Below are 21,500 nucleotides of genomic sequence, written 5' to 3'. Positions count from 1 at the left end.
AGGAAAAGGCTGGAAAATTCAGTGGATTCGGCGAGTGGCAGGCGGAACGGGCATCGGCACGATTCGTCTTGCGAAACGGGAGGATGGCGGCCTGCACTTTGGATAGGCCGCGCGAGATCTCAGCCGCGACACGCACCCTGACGACGCCGCCCGCGCGGCGCGCGACAGGTGCTGGTCTCAAGCGCGCCGGGATCGAGCGAGCCGGTGTCGTTTGGCGCCCGGGTCAACATCTCCCGACACAGGATCAACAGGCCCCGCCGGGGCCCGAGGGGAGGAGCGACAGGCCATGAATGCCACCGATATTTCCATGAAACCGCGTATCGGCCGGCGGGGCGTCATTGTCGGCGCCGTGGCGCTGTGCACCCTCGTCGCGATCGGGCTCGACACCACCGTCGTCACCATCGGCTCCGAGCAGGACACCCGCGTCGACGGGTTCTCCCCCGATGCCTACGGCACCAAGGAATTCCCCCGCATCCGCGACGATGTGGTCAAGCGCGCCGTCGACGCCAAAACGCTCGCCGCCGCACTGGCCGAGGACAAATCCGCGGCCGCCAAGAAATACGGCACCGGTGGCGCGATGCCTGTGCTGCCCGTACGCGTGACCGGAACGGTCGGCGAAGGCAAATCGGGCATCTACGATATCAATGTCGATGGGCTCGACAACGTGCGCATCCGCGTCCAGACCGGGCCCGCGATCAACGGCACCGACCTGCGCGACGCGCCCGGCGACATCTCCTTCGGCGCCTTCAAGAACCAGATCGAATACCAGGATGCGGGCGCGGGCATTAACCGCGCGATGAAGGCCGAGGTGCTCGACGGGATCGACACCTCCAACCTGACCGGCAAGACGGTGACCGTCACCGGCGCCTTCAAGCTGATCAATCCGAAGATGTGGCTAATCACGCCGGTCGAGGTGAAAGTCCAATGACCGTGCAGCAAAGCATCCGCCCCGAGGCACCGCGAGGGACCGGCGAGGTCGTCATGTCGGCCCGCCACGTCGCCAAGCATTACGGTGCGGTGAAGGCGCTCAAGGGCGTGAATTTCGACATCCATCGCGGTCAGGTGACGACGCTGTTCGGCGAGAACGGCGCGGGCAAATCGACGCTGATGAAGATCCTCGCGGGGATCGTGACGCCGACCTCGGGGCAGATTCTGCTCGACGGCGAACCGGTTACCTTCAACGGCGCGAATGACGCGCTGGCGCAGGGCATCTCGATCATCCACCAGGAACTCGCGCTCGCGCCGAACCTGAACGTGCGGGACAACATCTTCATGGGGCGCGAAATCCGCACCCGCCGCGGTGTCGATTTCGCCGAGGAAGAGCGGGTCACGCGCGCGCTGATGGAAGAACTGGAAGAAGAGATCGATCCCCTCACCCCGGTGGAGGAACTGCGTCTCGGGCAGCAACAGATCGTCGAGATCGCCCGCGCCCTGCAGGCGAAAAGCCGCATTCTGATCATGGACGAGCCGACCTCGGCGCTATCGGCCTCGGAAGTGGAAGTGCTGTTCAAGGTGATCAACGACCTCACCGCGAAGGGCGTCAGCATCGTTTATATCTCGCACCACCTCGAAGAGGCGCTGGAAGTGACCGATCACGCGGTGGTTCTGCGCGATGGCGAAATGACCGCCTACGCGCCGCGCAACGAAATCGACCTCGAATGGATCGTGCGCAACATGGTCGGCGAAGGGTTCGACCTCGGCACGCCTCCCGACAGCAAGATGGGTGAACCCTCGCTGATCGTCGAAGATCTCTGCGTCCCCGACCCGTCGGGTCACGGGCTGGTGGTCGATCACATGAGCCTGAGCGTGCGCGCAGGCGAGATCGTCTGCATCTACGGTCTGATGGGCGCCGGACGCACCGAAATGATGGAATGCGCCGCCGGGCGTTTGCGCGCGAAAAGCGGCGCGGTGAAGCTGCACGGGCGCGACATCTCGCATATGTCGATCGCCGAGCGGATCGAGGCCGGACTGGTGCTCGTTCCCGAGGATCGGCAGCGCGACGGGCTCGTGCAGACGATGACCGTGGGTCAGAACCTGTCGCTCTCCTCGATCGGTGCCTTCACGCGCGGCCTGTTCACCAGCCGCAAGGACGAGCGCAAGGTAATCGACGACTCGATCCGCGAAGTGACCGTGAAAACCGATGGCGGCGGCGCGATGATCGGCTCGCTCTCGGGCGGCAACCAGCAAAAGGTGGTCATCGGCAAGATGCTCGCCACCCGGCCCGAGGTGATTCTGCTCGACGAGCCGTCGCGCGGCATCGACATCGGCGCGAAGGCCGAGGTCTTCAAGCTGCTCGCGCGCACCGCGCAGGACCGCGGGCTGGCGGTTCTCTACTCGACCTCGGAAGTCGGCGAATGCCTGAGCATCGCCCATCGGATCATCGTGATGAACAGGGGCCGGATCGCGGCCGAGTTCGATCACACCGCAACCAAAGAACAGATCATGGCCGCCTCTGGCGAAGCCGTGCACCACTAAGGGAGGCCAACATGGCGGACGTTACGAATTCCAAGCCCGGATCGGGCGGCATGGGCCTGAACATCGGCAAGATCCTTCTGGAGGGCCGCGCATTCTTCGCCCTCGTCGCGATCATCGCCGTCTTCTCGATCCTGTCGCCGGTATATTTTAGCATCGGCAACTTCCTGATCATGTCGTCGCATGTCGCGATCTTCGGGCTGCTGGCAATCGGTATGCTGCTGGTGATCCTGAACGGCGGCATCGACCTGTCCGTGGGCTCGACACTGGGTCTGGCCGGGGTCGTCGCGGGCTACCTCATGCAAGGCGTCGAGATACCGGCCGCCGGTGTCGTGCTTTACCCGCCAGTCTGGGCCGTGGTGGTGCTGACGATTTGTCTGGGCGCCTTCGTGGGGCTGATCAATGGCGTGCTGATCGCGTTCTTCAACGTGCCCGCCTTCGTGGCGACGCTGGGGATGCTCTATGTGGCGCGCGGTGTCGCACTGCTTATGACCAACGGTCTGACCTACAACAACCTTGGCGGCGCGGAAGCTCTGGGCAATACCGGCTTCGACTGGCTCGGGTTCAACCGCATCGCGGGGGTGCCGATCGGGGTGATCGTGCTGGCGCTGGTCGCGCTGACGGTAGGCCTCGTGCTGGCGCGCACCGCCTTCGGCCGCTGGCTCTACGCCTCGGGCGGCAACGAGCGCGCAGCGGAACTCTCCGGCGTGCCGACCCGCAGCGTGAAAATCTCGGTCTACGTGCTGTCGGGCATCTGTGCCGCCATCGCGGGCCTCGTGCTGTCGTCGCAGCTGACCTCGGCAGGCCCCACCGCAGGCACCACCTACGAACTGACCGCCATCGCGGCCGTCGTGATCGGCGGGGCCGCCCTGACCGGCGGGCGCGGCAACGTGCGCGGCACGATGCTGGGTGCCTTCGTCATCGGCTTCCTGAGCGACGGGCTCGTCATCATCGGCGTCTCTGCCTACTGGCAGACCGTCTTCACCGGCGCCGTGATCGTGCTCGCCGTGCTGCTCAACAGCCTGCAATACGGCCGCGCGCGGCGCTGAGACTTCGAGGACGCGGGACAGGGAGGTCTCGCGCTCGAATACCCGCCGGACCTATCCGGCATCTACAACAACCCAACGGGAGGAAACCCAACATGAAATTCACCAGGCGCACCATTCTCGCGACCGTCGCAATGATGCCGTTGATGGCACAGGCCGCGATGGCTGACGGTCTGATCTCGATCATCGTCAACGATCCCTCGAACCCCTATTGGTACACTGAGGGCGAGGTCGCCAAGGCGACCGCCGAGGAGCTTGGCTATGACGCCAACGTCTCCGCTCACAAGGGTGACACCAACACCGAGAGCAACCTCGTCGACACCGCGATCACCAACAAGGCCAAGGCGATCATCCTCGACCCGGCGAACGCAGACGGTTCGGTCGGTGCCGTGAAGAAAGCGGTCGAAGCCGGTATCCCGGTCTTCATCGTCAACGCCGAGATCAACCAGTCGGGTCTGGCCAAGGCACAGCTGGTGTCGAACAACGCGCAAGGTGCAGCACTCGGCGCGATGAAATGGGTCGAGGCAATGGGCGAGAAAGGCTCCTATGTCGAGCTGTTCGGCGCCCCGTCGGATAACAACGCGCAGACCCGCTCGAACGGCTTCGAGACGGTGCTGAGCCAGTATCCCGACCTCGACAAGAAGGCGCAGGAAGTGGCCAACTGGGACCGTACGCAGGGCTATTCCAAGATGCAGTCGATGCTGCAGGCCAACCCGGACATCACCGGCGTAATCTCGGGCAACGACGAAATGGCGCTCGGTGCGATCGCCGCGCTCAAGGAAGCAGGCAAGCTCGACGGCATGGTCGTCGGCGGCTTCGACGGCTCGCCCGATGCGGTCGACGCGGTCAAGGCTGGCGAGATGACCTACACGGTCCTGCAGCCGGTCGCGATCTTCGCCGAGCAGGCCGTGCGTCAGGCCGATCACTTCATCCAGACCGGCGAGCTGGAAGTGTCGGAAGAGAAGCAACTCTTCGACTGCATGCTGATCGACTCGAGCAATGTCGGTTCCTACACCGGCCCGTTCACTCTGGATCAATCCTCCTGATCCGGCGCAACGGGACACTGGGAAAGGGGGCCGCGCGGCCCCCTTTTTCGTTTTGACAGACGCGTAGGGATTTCGGGGACGTCACGCCGAACGCGACCTCGCAACGAAGAAAGGGCGCCCGCGCGGGCGCCCTTTTTCTGTGTTCTGCAGACGGGACACGCTTAGCGCGCCGCCATCACCTCCAGCGGCAGCGGCGTGATGCGCGAGGCGTGACCGGCGGTGCCGAAGGCTTCGAACCGCGCCTTGCAGAGATCCTGCATCAGCGCCTTGCCCTCGGTGAGGTATTTGCGCGGATCGAATTCTCCGGGCGTCTCGGACAGGACCTTACGGACGCCTGCCGTCATCGCCATACGGTTGTCGGTGTCGATATTCACCTTGCGCACGCCCGAGCGGATGCCGCGCTGAATTTCCTCGACCGGCACGCCCCAGGTCGGGCGCATATCGCCGCCATAGCTGTTGATCATCTGCCGCAGATCCTCGGGGACGGAGGACGAGCCATGCATGACCAGATGCGTATTGGGCAGGCGACGGTTGATCTCTTCGATGACATTCATCGCGAGAATGTCGCCATCGGGCTGGCGGGTGAACTTGTAGGCGCCGTGGCTGGTGCCCATCGCGACCGCGAGCGCATCGACGCCGGTTTCGCGCACGAAGCGTTCGGCTTCCTCGGGGTCGGTCAGAAGCTGCTCTTCAGAGAGCTTCTCGGTCGCACCGTGGCCGTCTTCCTGATCGCCCATGCCGGTCTCGAGCGAGCCGAGCACGCCCAGTTCACCCTCGACCGAGACACCGCAGGCATGCGCCATCTCGACCACGCGCGCGGTAATGTCGCGGTTATAGGCGTAATCGGCGGGCGTCTTGCCATCGGCCAGCAGCGAGCCGTCCATCATCACCGAGGTGAAGCCATGCTGGATCGCGGTGGCGCAGGTGGCCAGATCGCTGCCGTGATCGAGATGCATACAGACCGGTACTTCGGGGAAGGTCTCGACCAGCCCGTCGATCAGCCGCGCCAGCAGGCGGTCCCCCGCATAGGCCCGCGCGCCCCGCGAGGCGGCAAGGATCACCGGCGCATCGGCCTCCCGCGCGGCGGTCATGATCGCCAGGCCCATCTCCATGTTCGAGATGTTGAAGGCGGGCACGGCATAGCGGTTCTCCGCCGCGTGATCGAGCAACTGGCGCAGGGTGATGCGGGCCATAGGTCAGGTCTCCTCCGAAAGATATGTCTTGATGATGTCGACCTCTTCCGCCGCGCCAAACACGAGCGGCACGTTCTGGTGCGGCGCGTCCGGCACGAGGTCGAGAATGCGCGTGGTGCCATCAGTGGCGCGCCCGCCTGCCGCTTCGATCAGGCAGGCGATCGGCACCGCCTCATAGGCCAGCCGCAAGCGCCCTTCGCGATAGCCTTCGCGCCGATCCGCCGGGTAGAGAAACGCGCCGCCCTTCAGCAGGATACGGTGCAGTTCACCGACCGCCGCCGCCAGCCAGCGCATGTTGAAATCCCGCCCGCGCGGGCCATCCGCACCGGCGCGCAGCTCGGCGGCCCAGCGTTGCAGCCCCGGGCTCCAGTGACGCTCGTTCGAAGCGTTGTAAGCGATGGTCGATGCCTTGGCCGACAGCCGGACATCCTGCGCCGTCATGCGGAAATCGCTGCCATCATAGGTCGCGATCTGCACCCCCTGCCCGGCCGTGAACCCGAAATCCAGAGAATGCCCGAAGGAGGCGTAGCCAGCCGCGACCGCCTCCGAGCCCGGACGCCGGAAATCGGCGGGGCCGGTCGGATAGATCGCAAACAGCATCCCCAACGGCGCACCGATACCGATGGAGCCCGACCCGTCGATCGGATCGATCGCGAGATCGAATTGGCCCTCCGGGTCGAGCAACTCGACCTCTTCGGCCTCTTCCGACAGCATGTGCCGCACGCCCAGCCCCGCGAGCGCCGCAAGGATGTGGTCATGCGCGCCGACATCGAGCGCCTTCTGCACATCGCCGCTCTCATTCTGACCGCAGGACGCGGCCGGATCACCGGGCAACCGGCCCGCCGCGAGCCGCTGCTCGATCGGGGGCAAGGCTGCGGCCAGCGCGGCGATAATCTCTCCAAGCCCGCCAGCAGGCAGGCAGTCACGCAGGTACGCCGCCTGCGAGGGACGGTCGTTCGGCAAGGTCAGCATGTGGGAATTCCGTCAGTGAGTTGGGACCGGGCGGCGAACCGCCCGACCCTCGGGAGTTCGCTCAGGCCGTCGTGTGATACTTGGCGTCGACCGCGTCAATGGCCTGCACGTTTCCCGCCGATTTCCCCTCGGGATCGAAGGACGAGGACAGGAAGGCATCGGCGATGTCTTTCGCGAGCTCCGCCCCCACGACCCGCGCGCCCATCGTGATGATATGCGCGTTGTTCGAGGTCGCCGCTTTGCCCGCCGAGTAAGTGTCGTGGGTCTGGGCTGCACGGATACCCGGCACCTTGTTGGCCGAGAGGCAGACGCCGATCCCGGTGCCGCAGCACAGGATCGCACGATCATATTGCCCGTCCTTCACAGCCGACGCGACGCGATCCGCGAGATTGGCGTAGAAATCGTCCGGCCCGGCCTCGGTGCGCGAAGCTTCGGTCACCTCGTAATCCGGGTTCTGGCTAAGATATTCGGCCAGGATCTTGGCGAGCGGTTCGCCGGCGCTGTCGCCGGCCACTGCGATTTTCATGACAGTTCCTCCGTTTTGACTTGTGCGTCCAGCGCGGCATTGCAGCGCGCGAGAATGTCGAGATATCCGGCCACGTTCCAAGCGGAGCGACCGATGAACAGCCCGTCGATATGCGGGCAGGCGATCAGCTCTGCGCAGTTGTCGCGATTGACCGAGCCGCCATAGAGGCAGGGCACGCGGCGGCCCGTCACCTCTTGTGCGACCGCGATGATCTCGGCCTGGCGGGCATCGGCGTAATCGGCCGTGGCGGGGATACCGTTTTCACCGATGGCCCAGACCGGCTCGTAGGCGAGCCAGATCTCGGCCTGTTTCTGTTCGTCCGACAGCTTCGAGAGCGCGCCGCGCACCTGCGTGGCCAGCACTTCAGCGGCCCGCCCCTCTTCACGATCCTCGAGCGTCTCGCCGATACAGATGAGCGGGATCAGCCCGTGGCGTACCGCAGCCTCCGTCTTGAGGCCGACCGTCTCGTCGGTCTCGCCGAAATGAGCGCGGCGTTCGGAATGGCCGAGCTCCACAATGTCGAGACCGCAATCCACCAGCATCGGCGCGGACACTTCGCCCGTCCAGGCGCCGGCATCGGCCCAATGCATGTTCTGCGCACCGACCAGCGCGGGCGTGTCAGCCAGCGCGGCCTTGACCTGCCGCGTCGCGGTGAAGGGCGGAATGACGAAGCTCTGGATACGCGGCGACAGGGTCGCAGCCGCGAGGCCATCCGCCCAGGCCAGCGCCTCGGACAGGATTTTGTTCATCTTCCAGCTGGTGCCGATCCAAACCTCGGGCATGTCGAACGCTCCTCCGTCGTGTTGAGGTTAAATAACATGCGTCACGTTAGTTTCAACATTATTTTTGTTACTTTGTGATTTTTAATTGTTAGAACCTGTGACCGCTGCTAGCGTTCGCGCCATAGGAGGATCCCATGCTCGATCACGCTCAAGTTGCGGCCAAAGCCGCTATCGACCCTGAAAACTTTGCCCTCGCCAATTGCCTGCGGGCGTTGGCCATCGATGCGGTGAATGCTGCCAATTCCGGCCATCCCGGTGCGCCGATGGGCATGGCCGACGCGGCCACCGTGCTGTTTCGCAACCATCTGAAATTCGACGCCTCGGCCCCCGACTGGCCCGATCGCGACCGTTTCGTTCTGTCCAACGGCCATGCCTCGATGCTGCTTTACGGGTTGCTGCATCTGACCGGCTACGAAGACATGACGCGCCACCAGATTCGCAATTTCCGGCAGTGGGGGTCGATCACCGCAGGCCACCCGGAATGGGGCCATGCGAAGGGCGTCGAGACGACGACCGGTCCGCTGGGACAGGGCTTGGCGACCGCTGTCGGCATGGCGCTGGCCGAGCGCGCGCTGGCCGCCGAGTTCTCCGGCCTCGTCGATCACCGCACATGGGTGATGCTGGGCGACGGGTGCCTGCAGGAAGGGATCGGGCAAGAAGCGATCTCGCTTGCGGGGCATCTCGGGCTGGGCAAGCTGAACCTTCTTTACGACGACAATGACATCACCATCGACGGGCCGACCTCGGTGTCCTTCTCGGAAGATGTCCCAGCGCGGCTTGCGGCCTGTGGCTGGCATGTGATCCGCTGCGACGGGCATGACGCCAAGGCGCTCGACGAGGCTATGGCGGCCGCGAAGGCCGAGACCGCGCGGCCCAGCTTGATCGCGATGAAGACAGTGATCGGCTTCGGCTCACCGAACCGGGCGGGCACGGCGAAGGCGCATGGCGCCCCGCTCGGGGACGAGGAAGGCGCGCTGGCCAAGCAGGCGCTCGGTTGGGACGCCGCGCCGTTCGATATCCCCGAGAACCTCGCTGCAGCCTGGGCCGCCATCGGAGCCCGCGGTGCGCAGGCCCGCGCGGAATGGGAGGACGCCCTCGCCGCCTCCGGCAAAACCGCCGAGTTCACCGCCCGCGTCGAGGGCAAGCTGCCCGAAGGCTACGCCGCCGCCGTCGAGGCTGCGCGCGCCGAGTTGTTCGAGAAACCGCAATCGGTCGCGACCCGCAAAGCCTCGCAGATCGCGCTGGAGCATCTCGCCAAGGCGGTGCCCGCGATGATCGGCGGCAGCGCCGATCTCACCGGCTCCAACCTGACGCGCGTTGCCGCGGTCGACTCTTCCTACACCGCCGCCCAACCGGGCCGCTATATCGGCTACGGTGTGCGCGAGTTCGGCATGGCGGCGGCAATGAACGGTCTCGCGCTGCATGGCGGCTTCAAACCCTATGGCGGCACGTTTCTCGTGTTCTCGGATTACGCGCGCAACGCGATCCGCCTGTCCGCCTTGATGGGGCTTGGCGTCACCTATGTGATGACCCACGACTCCATCGGTCTGGGCGAGGACGGCCCCACGCACCAGCCGGTCGAACATCTGGCCTCGCTGCGCGCGATCCCCAATCTCAACGTGTTCCGCCCAGCGGATGCGGTAGAGACGCTGGAGGCATGGGACCTCGCGATCCGGTCGACAGGCACGCCGTCTTTGCTGGCGCTGTCGCGGCAAGGGGTGCCGCAACTGCGGGGCGCGGGGGATGAAAACCTGACCGCGCGCGGCGCCTATGTGATCCGCTCCTTCGGGGAGGGCCGCGATGTAACGCTTCTCGCGACGGGGACCGAGGTATCGCTGGCAGTGGAGGCCGCAGAGGCGCTGCATGCGGACGGCGTTAATGTCGCCGTGGTCTCGATGCCATGCTGGGAGTTGTTCGACGCGCAGTCCGAGGACTACCGGGCCGAAGTTCTCGGCACCGCCCCCCGGATCGCTGTCGAGGCCGCATCGGCCTTCGGCTGGACCCGCTACGTCGCGCGCGAAGCGGATGTGATCGGCATGCCGGGCTTTGGCGCCTCCGCTCCGGCGGAGCGGCTCTATGCCGAGTTCGGTATCGCCAAAGATGCGATCGTTGCGCGCGCCAAGGCGCTGATCGCAGGCTGAAGGTGGCGCGGGCCTGAGCGACAGGCCCGCGCTTTTTCCTCAGCCGTTGAGGCGGCGCTCGATCCTTCGCGGCTGGCTTTTTTTTGCCGCCGACAAACCACAGCGTGCTTGGGCGTTCAGAGCGCCCGCGTGGTCATCGAAACCTGACAGCCCTCTAGCCCGCCACGTACCTCCGCGCCCGCGGGCAAAGGTTGCGGACCGATGCGCGCACCGGTGACGATGCAATGCTCCGCCCGCAGTCCCGGCCCGATGACGGCGGCCCGCTCGGCAAGGAAGCTGAGGAAGCACACGATCTCGGAGAGCGACATGCCCGCGGCCATCGTGGGCGGATCGGACGGCGTGCCGATCGCAAGCGGCAGGCGCGTCAGATCGCGGCTCTGCCAATCAGGAACCTCGTCGCCCAGAACGATCGCCTGGTTCGAGAACCGGTCCGCCATCTGCGCCAGCGGCGGCTGCTTTTCGAGCGCGGTGAAACGCGACTGCAGCACCTCGAAAGCGATATGAACGCTGCCGATCGCATCCAGAATCTCGGCGGGCTTGGCCTTGGGCGAAATATCGGCGCGCAGCCGCACCGCGATCTCCAGCTCAAGCCGGGCATGGGGTGCGACGGCGAGGGTCGTCCCCGACGGGTGGATCGCTCGATCCAGAACCGGCGCGCAAGAGAGGTCGCGCCCGCCCAGAAGCGCGTGTTTCCAGCCGCCCACCGGACCGAGATGGCGCAGGCTTTCGGCCTGCACCGCATAGGCCTCCGCCGGGCTTTCCGGGAGCGGGTTCAGCGCGTCGAGCGTCTCGCCGTCATTCGCGGCGGCCAGAGTTTCTGCTGCGCTTGCGATTTGGTCACGCTGCATGGTGTGCAACCTCTTCTTTCATAGCGTCGCGCGGGATAATCGCGCCGGGATAACGGACGACGCAGCTCGCGAGCCGTGCGCCATCGAGAATTGCCGCCTCCAACGGCATGCCGCGTTGCAGGGCCGAGAGAAGCGCGGCGTCGAAACTGTCGCCTGCGGCGGTGGTGTCGACGGCCGCGACGGGCTTGGGCAGCGCAACCCGTAGCGCCTTACCCGATGCGTCGCGCGCCAGCACGGTGCCGCCACCGGTCGTCAGCACGATCATCCCCGGCGCATGTGTCTCGCAGCGCGCCATGACCGCCTCGGGATCGGTCTCGTCCCACAGGGCCGCGAGATCGTCGAACGACGGCAACGCGAGGCTCGTCACCGCCAAGGCGCGCTCCGTCCACTCCGCCGCCTCGGCCCGGTCGCGCCAGAGCCGCGGGCGGTAATTCGTATCATAGGCGACCGTGACGCCACGCTGGCGCAGCGCATCGAGCTCCGCCAGCAGCCGCGCACGCGCCTCCTCGGGAAGGATCGCCAGAGTGATACCGGAGAACAGCAGAACGCGCGCCTGACCGAGCGCCGCGACCTCAGTCCCGTCGGCGCCGAACATCCGGCGCGCCGGCGCCTGATCGCGCCAATAGGTGAAGCTGCGCTCGCCCGTGGCATCGGTGGCGATAAAGCTCAGCCCCGGGCTGCCATTGGCCTCGGCCCCGATCCCCTCGATCTCGACGCCTTCGCGCGCAATCGTGTCGCGCATCCAGCGGCTCATCCCGTCTTCGCCCAGCCGCGAGAGATAGCCGACCCGCAGATCAGGCCGCAGCCGCGCGAGATAGATCGCCGCGTTGAGCGTGTCGCCGCCGAGGCGACGATGGAACAGATCGGGCGTTGCGGGATCGTTGGTGAATTCGGCGAGAGGCTCGCCGATGCAGAGAAAGTCCAGCATGTGAGGCTCCGGTCAGGCAGGCGTTACCGGGCTCGGAAGCGGGCTTCCGGCCAGATAGGCGTCGATATTGGCGATCACCAGCTCCGCCATCGCGCGCCGCGCCTCGTTCGTGGCCGAGGCGATATGCGGCGTGAAGAGCGTATTGGGCGCGCGCAGAAGACCGTCCTCCGCCCCATCGGGCGCGACAGGTTCGACCTCGAAGACGTCGAGCGCAGCCGAGCCCAGCGTGCCGCCATGCAAGGCCGCCGCCAGCGCCGCGCTATCGACGACCGAGCCGCGCGCGACATTGACCAAGGTGCCCTCGGAGCCCAGCGCCTCCAGCACCGGCGCATCGACGATATACCGCGTCTCGGGCGTGGCTGAGAGCGTGACGAACAGGACATCGCTTTCGGCGGCCAGCGTCCGGGCGTCGGGGCGCCATGCCTCGGGGGCGTCATCATGGGGCTTGCGCGCGTGGTAGATCACCTCGACCCCCAGCGCGCGGAGCATATCCGCCAGCGCCCGCCCGATCCGGCCATAGCCGAGGATACCCGCCCGGCAACCGGTCAGCGCCTGACCCAGCCGCGGTTTCTGTCCGTTCGACCAACCGCCGGAGCGCAGCAGCCGCTCGCCCTCGCCGATCCGGCGCCGTACCGAAATCGCAAGACCCAGGGCCAGTTCGGCCACTGCCTCCGACAGCACGTCGGGCGTGGTCGTCACATGGATGCCGCGCGCGACCGCCGTATCCAGATCGACCGCATCGGTTCCAACGCCATTGACCGCGATCAGGCGCAGGTCGGGAAATTCGTCGATCTCCTCGCCCGAGAGACCGCGCGCGCCGCTGGTCAGCACGACCTCGATGCCGTCGCGGGCCTCGGCATCGCGGGTGACCGGATGCTCGGCGCAGAACGCTTCCATCATGTCGGCGGGCTTCAACTCGATCAGCGCGAGGATCGACGGGTTCGCTTTGGCCTCGTCCTTCATGAGATCTGCCCCAGGAAGTTGCGCAGACGCTCGGATTTCGGATTGCCGAAGAACTCCGCTGGCGGCCCTTCCTCGATGATCGCGCCCTGCTCCATGAAGATCACGCGGTCGGCAACGGCGCGGGCGAAATCCATCTCGTGGGTGACGCAGAGCATCGTCATGCCTTCGCGGGCCAGATCGATCATCGTGTCGAGCACTTCCTTGACCATCTCGGGATCGAGCGCCGAGGTCGGCTCGTCGAACAGCATGATCCGCGGCTCCATGCAGAGCGCGCGCGCAATCGCGACTCGCTGCTGCTGGCCGCCGGAGAGTTGGGCGGGAAACTTGTCGGCCTGCTCCGGGATCTTCACGCGCTCCAGATATTTGCGCGCGGTCGCCTCTGCCGTGGCCTTATCCGCACGTCCCGTTTTAAGCGGAGCGAGCGTGCAGTTCTGCAAAACCGTCAGATGCGGGAACAGGTTGAATTGCTGGAAGACCATCCCGACATCGCGACGCACCTTGGCGACGTTCTCGCCGCCAGCCGTCAATTCGATCCCGTCGACGGTGATCTTGCCGTCCTGAATCTCTTCGAGCTGGTTGAGCGTGCGGATCAGGGTCGATTTGCCGGAGCCGGACGGACCGCAGACCACGATCCGCTCGCCTTGTTCGACCGTCAGATCGATCGACTTCAGCGCCTGAAACGCACCGAAGAACTTGGTGACGCCGCGCATCTCGACGGCGGGCTGCTGTGCTTGTGTCATGGGATGCCTTGTAGGGTGATCCGGCGCAGCGCGGGGGCTGCGCCGGATATGAAGTGAGATCAGTTCGTGGCAGATTTCGGCGTCGCGGCTTCCTCGACCGAGCCGTTGCGGACGAAATCGGGGATGTCCGTCGCGAGCCACTGCTCGGAGATCTTGTCCATCGTGCCGTCTTTCATCGCGGATCCGACGAACGCGTTGATCTTCGCCAGAAGCTTGTCTGCGCCCGGCTCGACCGCGATACCCTGAACCTGGCTCGAGAGCGGGAACTTCTCGTCGAAGCGACCCGGCGCGGCCTTCTCGATCTGGGCGGCCACGACGTTCGATACGCCGATCAGCGGCACCTGACCCGAAAGCAGCGCCTGCACCGCACCCGCATCGTCATCGAAGCGGCGGATCGTGGCGTCATCGGGGGCGACCTTGGTCACGCCCGCATCCTGCGTCGAGGCGCGCACGACGCCGACCGACTCGCCCGACAGATCAGCCGGCTTGGAAACCTTCTCATCCTTCTTGCCGTAGACCATGATCTCGATCCCGGCATAGGGGCGCGAGAAATCGACCCGCTTGGCGCGCTCGGGCGTGATGCCCAGCGAGGCAACCAGCACGTCAACCTGACCCGAGAGCAGATAGGGGATGCGGTTCGGGCCGGTCACCGGAACGATCTCGATCTTGGTGCCGAGGTAATCGGCGAGCGCCTTGGCGGTGTCGGCGTCATAGCCCTCGGGCTTGCCACTGGTGCCCATCAGACCGAAGGGCGGAAAATCGACGAGCATGCCGACCTTGAGAACGCCAGCCTTCTCGACCTGATCGAGCGTGGTGGCTTGCGCGTGGCCTGCCATCAATGCGCCGACCGTCAGGGCCGCCGTTGCAACTGTCTTGAGAAACTTCATGGATTACTCCTCCTAAACCTGAAGCGGGTGAAAAATCAGCGGGTGAATGCGAGGCGCATCCGCCCTTCCAAACGGCGCGCGTAAAGCGACAGCGGCCAGCAGATGATGAAGTAGATCGCGGCCACCAGCCCGAAGACGACGAACGGGTCGAAGGTCGCGTTGTTGACGATCTGACCGGCGCGGGTCAGCTCGGTGAAGCCGATGATCGAGGTCAGCGAGGTGCCCTTGATCAGCTGCACGAGGAAGCCGACGGTCGGGGCCACGGCGATCCGTGCCGCCTGCGGCAGAACCACATGCTGCATCCGGTCGCGATAGCTCAGCGACAGCGCGGTGGCGGCCTCGGTCTGGCCGGACGGCACCGCCTCGATGGAGCCGCGCCAGATCTCGCCCAGATAGGCGCTCGCATGGAAGGTCAGCGCGATCGCCGCCGCCAGAAGCGGATTGATCGGCAGGTTCAGCACGGTCAGCCCAAAATAGAACAGGAACAACTGCATCAGGAGCGGCGTGCCCTGGAAGATGCGGATGAACCCGGCGCTGATCCGGCGCAGCGCTTTCGAGCCCGAGCTGCGCGCGAGTGCCACGAAGAGCCCGCCGATTGCGCCGCCGATGAAGGCGATGGCTGACAGCAGAAGCGTCCAGCGCACGGCCTCGATGATGAACAGGATGTCGGAAGGTCCGAATTGGCGGATCATGTCAGCGGCTCGCAGGATAGTTGAATACGGCGTTCTGGATGAGCTTGAAGAGCCCCGAGAACAGCAGCGAAAGGACAAGGTAGATGCCGGTCACGACGAGGTAGATCTCGAAGCTGGCGAAGGTCTTGGCGTTCAGATCCGCGCCGATGGAGGCCAGATCGTTCGCCGAAATCGTCGAGACGACCGACGAGGTCAGCATCAGGTAGATGAACTGGCTCGTCATCGCCGGATAGACGTTGCGCAGGGCCGGTTTCAGGATCACGTAGCGGAAAATCTGGATCGGCCCGAGCCCCAGCGCACGCCCTGCCTCGATCTGGCCATGGGGTACGGATTCGATGCCGGCACGCGTGATCTCGGTCCCGTAAGCGCCGACATTGATCACCAGCGCGATCAGCGCCGCGACATTGGGATCGAGCGAAATCCCGATCGCGGGCAGCCCGAAATACAGAAAGAAGATCTGCACGAGGAAAGGCGTGTTGCGGATGATCTCGACATAGGCGCCGACAATCGCGTGCAGCACCTTGGAATGCGAGGTGCGCGCGGCAGCCCCCAGAACCGACACGATCAGCCCCAGGATCATCGCCGCGAAAGACAGGCGGATGGTCAACCATGCGCCATAGAGCAGCAGGTCGAAATTCTCGAATACGGGCGTGAAATTGAAGTGATACACGTCGCCTCCCCTGCGTGTAACCACATGCCTGCTCGCTCCTCAACGATCGGACATATGTATTTTAGATCGATCTAATTAGAACGATCTAAATCCTGAGTCGCAAGTCACGGATGCGTGATGGTCTTTGTTGGATATCAGTCGACGGGGCCGGTGGTGTCTCGTACCCGCAGGCGGGGCGTCACGATCTCGGATTTGAGCTCTGCGCCCGGGTCCTTGATCCGCCGCAGCAGCAGCTTGGCCGAGGCCGCCCCGATCTGGCGCGGGAAGACCTGCACCGTCGTTAGGCGCGGCGGCGCGCCGAGATCGATGAAGGACAGGTTATCGTGTCCCACCACCGAGAGGTCGCGCCCCGGCATCAGGCCAAGGTCGAACAGCCCCCGCAGCAGACCCGAGGCGAGAATATCGTTGAAGCAGATCGCGGCGGTCGGGCGCGGCTCCAGCGCCATCAGCATCGCGGCGGATTGCGGCGAGCCATCCCATTCCAGCGGCACGTCGATCACCCCGGCATTGACGAGCCCCTGCGCGCGCAACTCCTCTTCGAAGGCCCCGAGACGTTCTTCCCGCGTCGACACCTTCCCGGCGAGCGAGACAAAGGAAATCCGCCGGTGGCCGAGATCGCGCAGATGCCGCACGCTCAGCCGCACCGCGAGGCCGTGGTCGGACCCTGCGAAGTCGCTCAGATCGCGCCCGACATGGCGCATCGCCTGCACCAGCGGCACGCCTGCTGCAACCAGCTTCTCTATCGTGTCCGGCTCGGTCCCTTCGGCGGGAAAGAGGATGATCCCTTCGGCATCGTGCTCACGCAACCGGCGCAGCAACCCTGACTGCCGCTCGGGATCATCGCGCGAGCTCGCGAGCATGACCTGATAGCCTTGCTCATCCAGCTCCGCCTCGATCCCCTCGACGAATTCCGAGAAGAAGCTGTTCACCAGGTTCGGGATGATGACGCCAACCGTGCGGCTTTTCTGGCCGCGCAGTCGGGCTGCCCCGCTATTGGGCACGTAGTCGAGCTCGGCGATGACCTTCTCGACCTTCTCGCGCGTCTTGTCGGCAACCAGATCGGAGCCACGAATGACAAGAGAGGCGGTCGCGCGGGACACGCCCGCCGCCCGCGCCACATCCATCAATGTCGTACGCTTGACCGCCATAATCGCGGAGTAACGACACGAAGCCGATCACGCAAGCACGACAGATTCGCCTCGCCAACCGCAACCCAGAGGCGAGACCCTAGCGGTAGTGCTTCTGCGTCATGTCGAAGGCGCCGCGCTTCAGATCCATCTTGAAGAACTTGTGGTCGCGCTTGAGCCGCTTGACCGCCTCGCGTCCGAAACACAGCAGATCATCGACGAACAGGTCGAAGGGCTGCATCGCCTCGATGATGCGCGGCTCGATCCGGTAATCCAACTCGCCCGCATCGTCAGAGCGCGCATGGGCCTGCGCCAGCGCCTGACCGCAGGCATGGGCATAGTCTCGCCAGCTCCCCTTCGAAAGATCGTCGAGGTCGATATCGTCGCGGAACGGCGCGCGCTCGCGCGACATGAAGCTCATCTCGTCGATCTCGACGCTTCCGTAGAACACATCGCCCTGCGCCAGATGAACCCGCTGGCCATGCGCGATCCGGTCGCCCTTGTCGCCGGCGACGAAATCATTCTCCGGCACGAGGCCTTCCAGCGCGGATTGGCGGGCGCGCTTGAACTCGATGATCAGATCGTCGCTCGCATCCTTGCTCGGCCCTTCGATCAGGCAATAGTAGCGCGGCAGCCCCAGCGACGCGGTACCCTGCCCGTGGCGGATGCAGACATCCTTCACCTTCAACTCGCCCGCGCGACCGCCCGGATCGATCCCGTTCTGTTTGGCCACGTCATTGATGTAGCCCTGAAACTCCGAGATGCGGCTGGAGATCGGCGTCAGTTCGTCATTCGCCCGGAAGCCCCGCCCGGTCTCGTTGAGATAGCGATCCCCGAGCCATGTCTTCCGGCTCTTGCGCGCCTTCTTGAACATCCGCTGGATCACCTTCGGGCTGTTATCCGGGCGCATCTGCTGGCTCGCCTCCTTGTCGTGGCGGGCGTAGAATTCCATCCCGTCGCGATAGCCTTCGACGAATTTGCGCACGATCTTCTCGCGGTGCTTTTTCTTCTGATCGCCCTCTTCCTTGGCCGCGATCAGGAAGCCTGTGATCCCGCGCTTCAGATCCCAGGTGAAAGGCCCGTACAGCACGTCGTCGAAATCATTCACGCCGAAGATCGGCACGTTGTCAGCATTGGGCATGATCCCGAAATTCTCGGGGTGGACGTCCCCGAGCGCCAGCACCGTCGGCATCCGCTCATCCTCGCCCAGCATGTCGCGGTGGAACAGAAGCGAGGTGCCACGGAAGAAGGAGAACAGCGAATCCGCCAGTTCCTCGAACTTCTCGCCGGCGCCCTCGGCCTTCTCGTCGATACGCACCGCGTGATCCTCGATAATCGTCGAGCGCACATGCAGGCGACGCGCGAGCCCGGTCAGATCGCCCGGACGCATCACGCAGGGGTATTTTACATAGGCCTCGGCAAGCTCGCGATAGGCCTCGACCCGGCTCTGGAGCTGTTCGACGGGCGCGACCCCGGTGGCCTTGCGCGACCGCTTCGGGCTTTGCGCTTTCGAATTGGAAGATTTCGGCTTGTTGTTGCCTTCGGCCATGGGAGGTGCTCCTTTTCGGGGTTCGCTCTCCCAACGGAAGGACGAGCGAAAGCGTTCCGAAAAACCGGCGTGAGCCCCTCAGATCAGGGCGTGTATTCCCCGCAGAGCGCGCGGGACAGGCGCGCGACCCGCGCCTGCGGATCGTCGAGCGAGAGGACATGGGCGAGCTTGGTATAGGCCGCCTCCGGCGTCATGTCGCGCCCGTCGATCACCCCGTGATCGCGCAGGATCGCCCCCGCCGCATAGGTGCCAAGCGCCATGCCACCCTCGGGGCATTGGCTGACCGCGATGACGGGGATCGCGCGGGCCTGCGCAGTGGCAAGCGCTGCGCGCACGCCGGGCGTATCGGGTGCAGTCCCCGAGCCGTAGCAGCGCAGCACCAGCCCGTCGCAGGTCTTGGCGGCATGCTCCAGAAGGCTCTCCTCCGCCCCGGGCGCGACGGCCAGAACGGCAACCCGGGCGGGCCGGATCGGGTGGCGCGTCAGGCGCGGCCCCGGCTGGCAGGGCGGGATGTCGGATGGATCGGCGGCAAAGGCGTCGAAGGCGCGGGAATGACTTTTGCGGACCCGCGCGCCGTGCAGCAGGCGTCCTGCGAATTGCACCCAGACGCCGGGCGCCGCCTGCCCTGCCGCCGTGATTGCGTCGCGCAGGTTGCGCGCGCCGTCATTGCCCTCGACCGACAGCGGCAGCATCGAGCCGGTCACGATCACCGGCTTGCCCAGCCCTTCGAGCGCGAAGCACAAAGCCCCCGCCGTATAGGCCAGCGTATCGGTGCCGTGGGTCACGATCACGCCGTCGTAGCGGTCGTGATGCGCGGCGATGGTCTCGGCAATCCGGTCCCAGTCAGCGGGCGTGGCATTTGCGCTGTCGATCAGCGGATCGAGGCGCAGGGTCTCGACCGCGCGCCCCTCGGGCAAGGTGGCGAGGAACTCCTCGACCACGCCCTGCTGCGGCACGAAGCCCGCATCCGAGGCGACCATGCCGATCGTCCCGCCCGTATGGATCAGAAGCAGCGCCACGCCACGCGTCTCAGTGCCGCGACAGGACGCTGGAAGGCCGCGCGCGCGACAGCGACACCGTAAGCGCAGCCACGATCAGCGCCTTGATCATGTCACCCGGGATGAAGACTAGCATCAGCGAGGTGCTCTCGATCAGGCTCTTGCCGAGCGCCAGCGACAGCCCGACGATCCCCATCGCGTAGGACAGCACGATCCCGCCAAGGATCGCCCCCACGAAGACCGAGGCACCCAGCGGCACCGAGCGCCACTTCTCGACGATGAAGCCGGTCAGCCATGCGGCGAGCGGCCAGCTAAACAGGAAGCCACCCGTCGGGCCGAAGAAGACGCCAAGCCCCCCACGACCACCGGCCAGCAGCGGCAGCCCCACGGCCACCAGCAGCAGGAACAGCAGGACCGCCAGCGCACCGCGCTTCGATCCCAGCACGGCCCCCGCCAGCATGATCCCAAGGCTCTGCGCCGTGATCGGCACCCCGAAGCCCAGCGTGATTTTCGGGATCAGCGCGAGCACTGCAATCAGGGCCGCAAACAGCGCGATCAGCGCGACATTCTTTTCCATCTCAAGTCTCCCTCTCGGATGTGAGCCCTCCCCGGGCCCGTAGCGCATCGCCGACATGGTCGGCATCGTCAAGCGCAAGAAGCGTGAAGGGCAGCACCAGCCGCCAGCTTGGCCGCCGGGTTGCCCGGGCGCGCCAGCTCTCGGTGAGGCGCCCGCCCTTGTTGGTCAGCACCGGCACCATGCGGATCACCAGCGCGATTGCGATCTCCAGCGCAGCGGTCGACAGCCCGAAGCGGCGCAACGGTGTCGTCAGCCAGCGCACGACCGCGATCATATCACTGAGCCGCGTCGTCATCGACACGAGGTTCGCCAGAGCCACGGCCGAGACCATCCGCATCACGATCACTGCGCCCTGCACCAGCTCGCCGATCACCGCCTGCCAGATCGCGACGATCACGATGAAGGGCCAGAGCAGTTTCAGCGCCGCCAGCCCCGCGCGCAGGAAGGCGCGGCCCGGCAAGGTGTAGGCGATCAGGATCGCCGTGACGACGCCCGCAAGGATCAGGGGGCTCTCGATATAGAACAGGCCCACGGTCGCCACGCAGAGCGCTGCGAGCTTCAGACCCGCAGGCCAGTCATGGGCGGCTGTCTTAACGGGAGAGCTGAGCGATATCATCGGCCTCTCCCGCGCGGGTCATCTCTTCGACGTAGACGGGCAGCACCTCGCGCGCCGCGCCATGCATCCGCAGCCGTCCTTGGTCGAGCCAGAGGATTTCGTCGTAATGCTCCAGCTCGCGCGGGTCATGCGTCACCTGCATCAGCGTCCCGCGATAGAGCGTCAGCGCCCGGCCCAGCTGCGCCTTGGTCGGGATGTCGAGGCCCGAGAAGGGCTCGTCGAGTATCAGCAGGTTCGGGGCCATCGCGCTCACCGCCATCAGACACAGAAGCTGCTTCTGGCCCTGGCTGAGCGTCGTCACATAGGCATCGCGCCACGCCGCCTTGCCGAACTGCTCCAAGGTGCGATCGGCCGCAGCTTCGGCCTCGGGCTTCTTCATCCCCTGCTGACGCAGCCCGAAGGAAATCTCTTCGATCACGGTCGGGAAGATGATCTGGTGATCGGGGTTCTGGAACAGGATACCGACCTCGTGCAGCGCGGCCTTCCGGTCAGCGGCCAGATCGTGCCCGTTGATCCGCAGGCTGCCCCGGCTCGGCGCGATCAGCCCCGCCATCAATCGCGACAGGGTGGATTTGCCCGACCCGTTGCGCCCGACAACGCCGATGCGGCGGGCGCGGGTCTCCAGCGAAATCCCCTCCAGCACCGGACGACCGTCAAGATCGTGGCCGAGATCGGAAATCGCGATATGGCTCGCGGAGGTTTGGGTCGCACCGTCAGACATGCGCCG

The 21,500-nt window shown here is 65.5% G+C and carries 22 protein-coding genes; 5 read left to right on the top strand and 17 right to left on the bottom strand.

Features of this window, described 5'->3' with window-relative positions:
- The first annotated feature begins 286 nt into the window (after positions 1–286).
- From F8R15_RS17260 to F8R15_RS17245, 4 genes are all read left to right on the top strand, one after another.
- Positions 287–928, top strand: a complete 642-nt coding sequence (locus tag F8R15_RS17260) for a DUF2291 family protein (RefSeq protein ID WP_152845405.1) — start codon at positions 287–289, stop codon at positions 926–928.
- Positions 925–2,475, top strand: coding sequence for a sugar ABC transporter ATP-binding protein (locus tag F8R15_RS17255; RefSeq protein WP_152845404.1), 1,551 nt, complete (start codon positions 925–927; stop codon positions 2,473–2,475). Before F8R15_RS17260 ends, F8R15_RS17255 begins: the two co-directional genes overlap by 4 nt.
- 11 nt (positions 2,476–2,486) lie before the next feature.
- Complete coding sequence (locus F8R15_RS17250; RefSeq protein ID WP_078521234.1) at positions 2,487–3,521, top strand: ABC transporter permease; 1,035 nt, start codon at positions 2,487–2,489, stop codon at positions 3,519–3,521.
- A gap of 92 nt (positions 3,522–3,613) precedes the next feature.
- Positions 3,614–4,564 (top strand): D-ribose ABC transporter substrate-binding protein, encoded by a 951-nt coding sequence (locus tag F8R15_RS17245; RefSeq protein ID WP_078542362.1) that lies wholly within the window; start codon positions 3,614–3,616, stop codon positions 4,562–4,564.
- A gap of 161 nt (positions 4,565–4,725) precedes the next feature.
- Here the strand turns inward: F8R15_RS17245 and fba are convergent, their stop codons facing one another.
- From fba to F8R15_RS17225, 4 genes are all read right to left on the bottom strand, one after another.
- Complete coding sequence (gene fba, locus F8R15_RS17240) at positions 4,726–5,757, bottom strand: class II fructose-bisphosphate aldolase (RefSeq protein ID WP_152845403.1); 1,032 nt, start codon at positions 5,755–5,757, stop codon at positions 4,726–4,728.
- A gap of 3 nt (positions 5,758–5,760) precedes the next feature.
- Positions 5,761–6,729 (bottom strand): class 1 fructose-1,6-bisphosphatase, encoded by a 969-nt coding sequence (locus F8R15_RS17235; RefSeq protein WP_152845402.1) that lies wholly within the window; start codon positions 6,727–6,729, stop codon positions 5,761–5,763.
- 61 nt (positions 6,730–6,790) lie between these two features.
- Positions 6,791–7,255 carry an RpiB/LacA/LacB family sugar-phosphate isomerase gene (locus tag F8R15_RS17230; RefSeq protein ID WP_152845401.1) on the bottom strand — a complete coding sequence of 155 codons (465 nt, stop codon included), beginning with the start codon at positions 7,253–7,255 and terminating at the stop codon, positions 6,791–6,793.
- A complete protein-coding gene (locus tag F8R15_RS17225) occupies positions 7,252–8,037 on the bottom strand; it encodes a triose-phosphate isomerase (RefSeq protein WP_152845400.1) in 786 nt (261 codons plus the stop codon). The genes F8R15_RS17230 and F8R15_RS17225 overlap by 4 nt, the downstream gene beginning before the upstream one ends.
- 134 nt (positions 8,038–8,171) lie before the next feature.
- Here F8R15_RS17225 and tkt point away from each other — a divergent pair, with 134 nt between their 5' ends.
- Positions 8,172–10,178, top strand: coding sequence for a transketolase (gene tkt / locus F8R15_RS17220; RefSeq protein WP_152845399.1), 2,007 nt, complete (start codon positions 8,172–8,174; stop codon positions 10,176–10,178).
- Positions 10,179–10,294: 116 nt separating this feature from the next.
- Here tkt and F8R15_RS17215 read toward each other — a convergent pair whose 3' ends face one another.
- The 13 genes from F8R15_RS17215 to F8R15_RS17155 form a co-directional block, all read right to left on the bottom strand.
- Complete coding sequence (locus F8R15_RS17215; protein ID WP_152845398.1) at positions 10,295–11,026, bottom strand: hypothetical protein; 732 nt, start codon at positions 11,024–11,026, stop codon at positions 10,295–10,297.
- Positions 11,016–11,954, bottom strand: coding sequence for a sugar kinase (locus F8R15_RS17210; RefSeq protein WP_253732720.1), 939 nt, complete (start codon positions 11,952–11,954; stop codon positions 11,016–11,018). Before F8R15_RS17210 ends, F8R15_RS17215 begins: the two co-directional genes overlap by 11 nt.
- Positions 11,955–11,966: 12 nt before the next feature.
- A complete protein-coding gene (locus F8R15_RS17205; RefSeq protein WP_083078229.1) occupies positions 11,967–12,917 on the bottom strand; it encodes an NAD(P)-dependent oxidoreductase in 951 nt (316 codons plus the stop codon).
- Positions 12,914–13,657 (bottom strand): amino acid ABC transporter ATP-binding protein, encoded by a 744-nt coding sequence (locus F8R15_RS17200; protein WP_078542369.1) that lies wholly within the window; start codon positions 13,655–13,657, stop codon positions 12,914–12,916. Before F8R15_RS17200 ends, F8R15_RS17205 begins: the two co-directional genes overlap by 4 nt.
- A gap of 59 nt (positions 13,658–13,716) precedes the next feature.
- Complete coding sequence (locus F8R15_RS17195; protein ID WP_152845397.1) at positions 13,717–14,544, bottom strand: transporter substrate-binding domain-containing protein; 828 nt, start codon at positions 14,542–14,544, stop codon at positions 13,717–13,719.
- A 35-nt stretch (positions 14,545–14,579) separates the two neighbouring features.
- Positions 14,580–15,236 carry an amino acid ABC transporter permease gene (locus tag F8R15_RS17190; protein WP_078521256.1) on the bottom strand — a complete coding sequence of 219 codons (657 nt, stop codon included), beginning with the start codon at positions 15,234–15,236 and terminating at the stop codon, positions 14,580–14,582.
- 1 nt (position 15,237) lies between these two features.
- Positions 15,238–15,906, bottom strand: coding sequence for an amino acid ABC transporter permease (locus F8R15_RS17185; protein ID WP_078600727.1), 669 nt, complete (start codon positions 15,904–15,906; stop codon positions 15,238–15,240).
- A gap of 134 nt (positions 15,907–16,040) precedes the next feature.
- Entirely contained in the window at positions 16,041–17,030 is a 990-nt protein-coding gene (locus F8R15_RS17180; RefSeq protein ID WP_253732728.1) for a LacI family DNA-binding transcriptional regulator, read from the bottom strand.
- 103 nt (positions 17,031–17,133) lie between these two features.
- Positions 17,134–18,582 (bottom strand): DUF2252 domain-containing protein, encoded by a 1,449-nt coding sequence (locus F8R15_RS17175; protein WP_152845396.1) that lies wholly within the window; start codon positions 18,580–18,582, stop codon positions 17,134–17,136.
- Between the two features lie 83 nt (positions 18,583–18,665).
- A complete protein-coding gene (locus tag F8R15_RS17170) occupies positions 18,666–19,601 on the bottom strand; it encodes an asparaginase (RefSeq protein WP_368731088.1) in 936 nt (311 codons plus the stop codon).
- Between the two features lie 10 nt (positions 19,602–19,611).
- Positions 19,612–20,157, bottom strand: coding sequence for a biotin transporter BioY (locus F8R15_RS17165; RefSeq protein ID WP_078542375.1), 546 nt, complete (start codon positions 20,155–20,157; stop codon positions 19,612–19,614).
- A 1-nt stretch (position 20,158) separates the two neighbouring features.
- Positions 20,159–20,773, bottom strand: a complete 615-nt coding sequence (locus F8R15_RS17160) for an energy-coupling factor transporter transmembrane protein EcfT (protein ID WP_152845395.1) — start codon at positions 20,771–20,773, stop codon at positions 20,159–20,161.
- Positions 20,748–21,494: an energy-coupling factor ABC transporter ATP-binding protein gene (locus F8R15_RS17155; protein WP_253732718.1), complete on the bottom strand. Its 747-nt coding sequence runs from the start codon at positions 21,492–21,494 to the stop codon at positions 20,748–20,750. The genes F8R15_RS17160 and F8R15_RS17155 overlap by 26 nt, the downstream gene beginning before the upstream one ends.
- Positions 21,495–21,500: the final 6 nt, after the last annotated feature.

The sequence above is a fragment of the Thioclava sp. JE_KL1 genome, from assembly GCF_009296265.1.
Classification (GTDB): Bacteria; Pseudomonadota; Alphaproteobacteria; order Rhodobacterales; family Rhodobacteraceae; genus Thioclava.
Note: the sequence above shows the minus strand (reverse complement) of the source record. Positions and strands in the feature narration are given on the sequence as shown.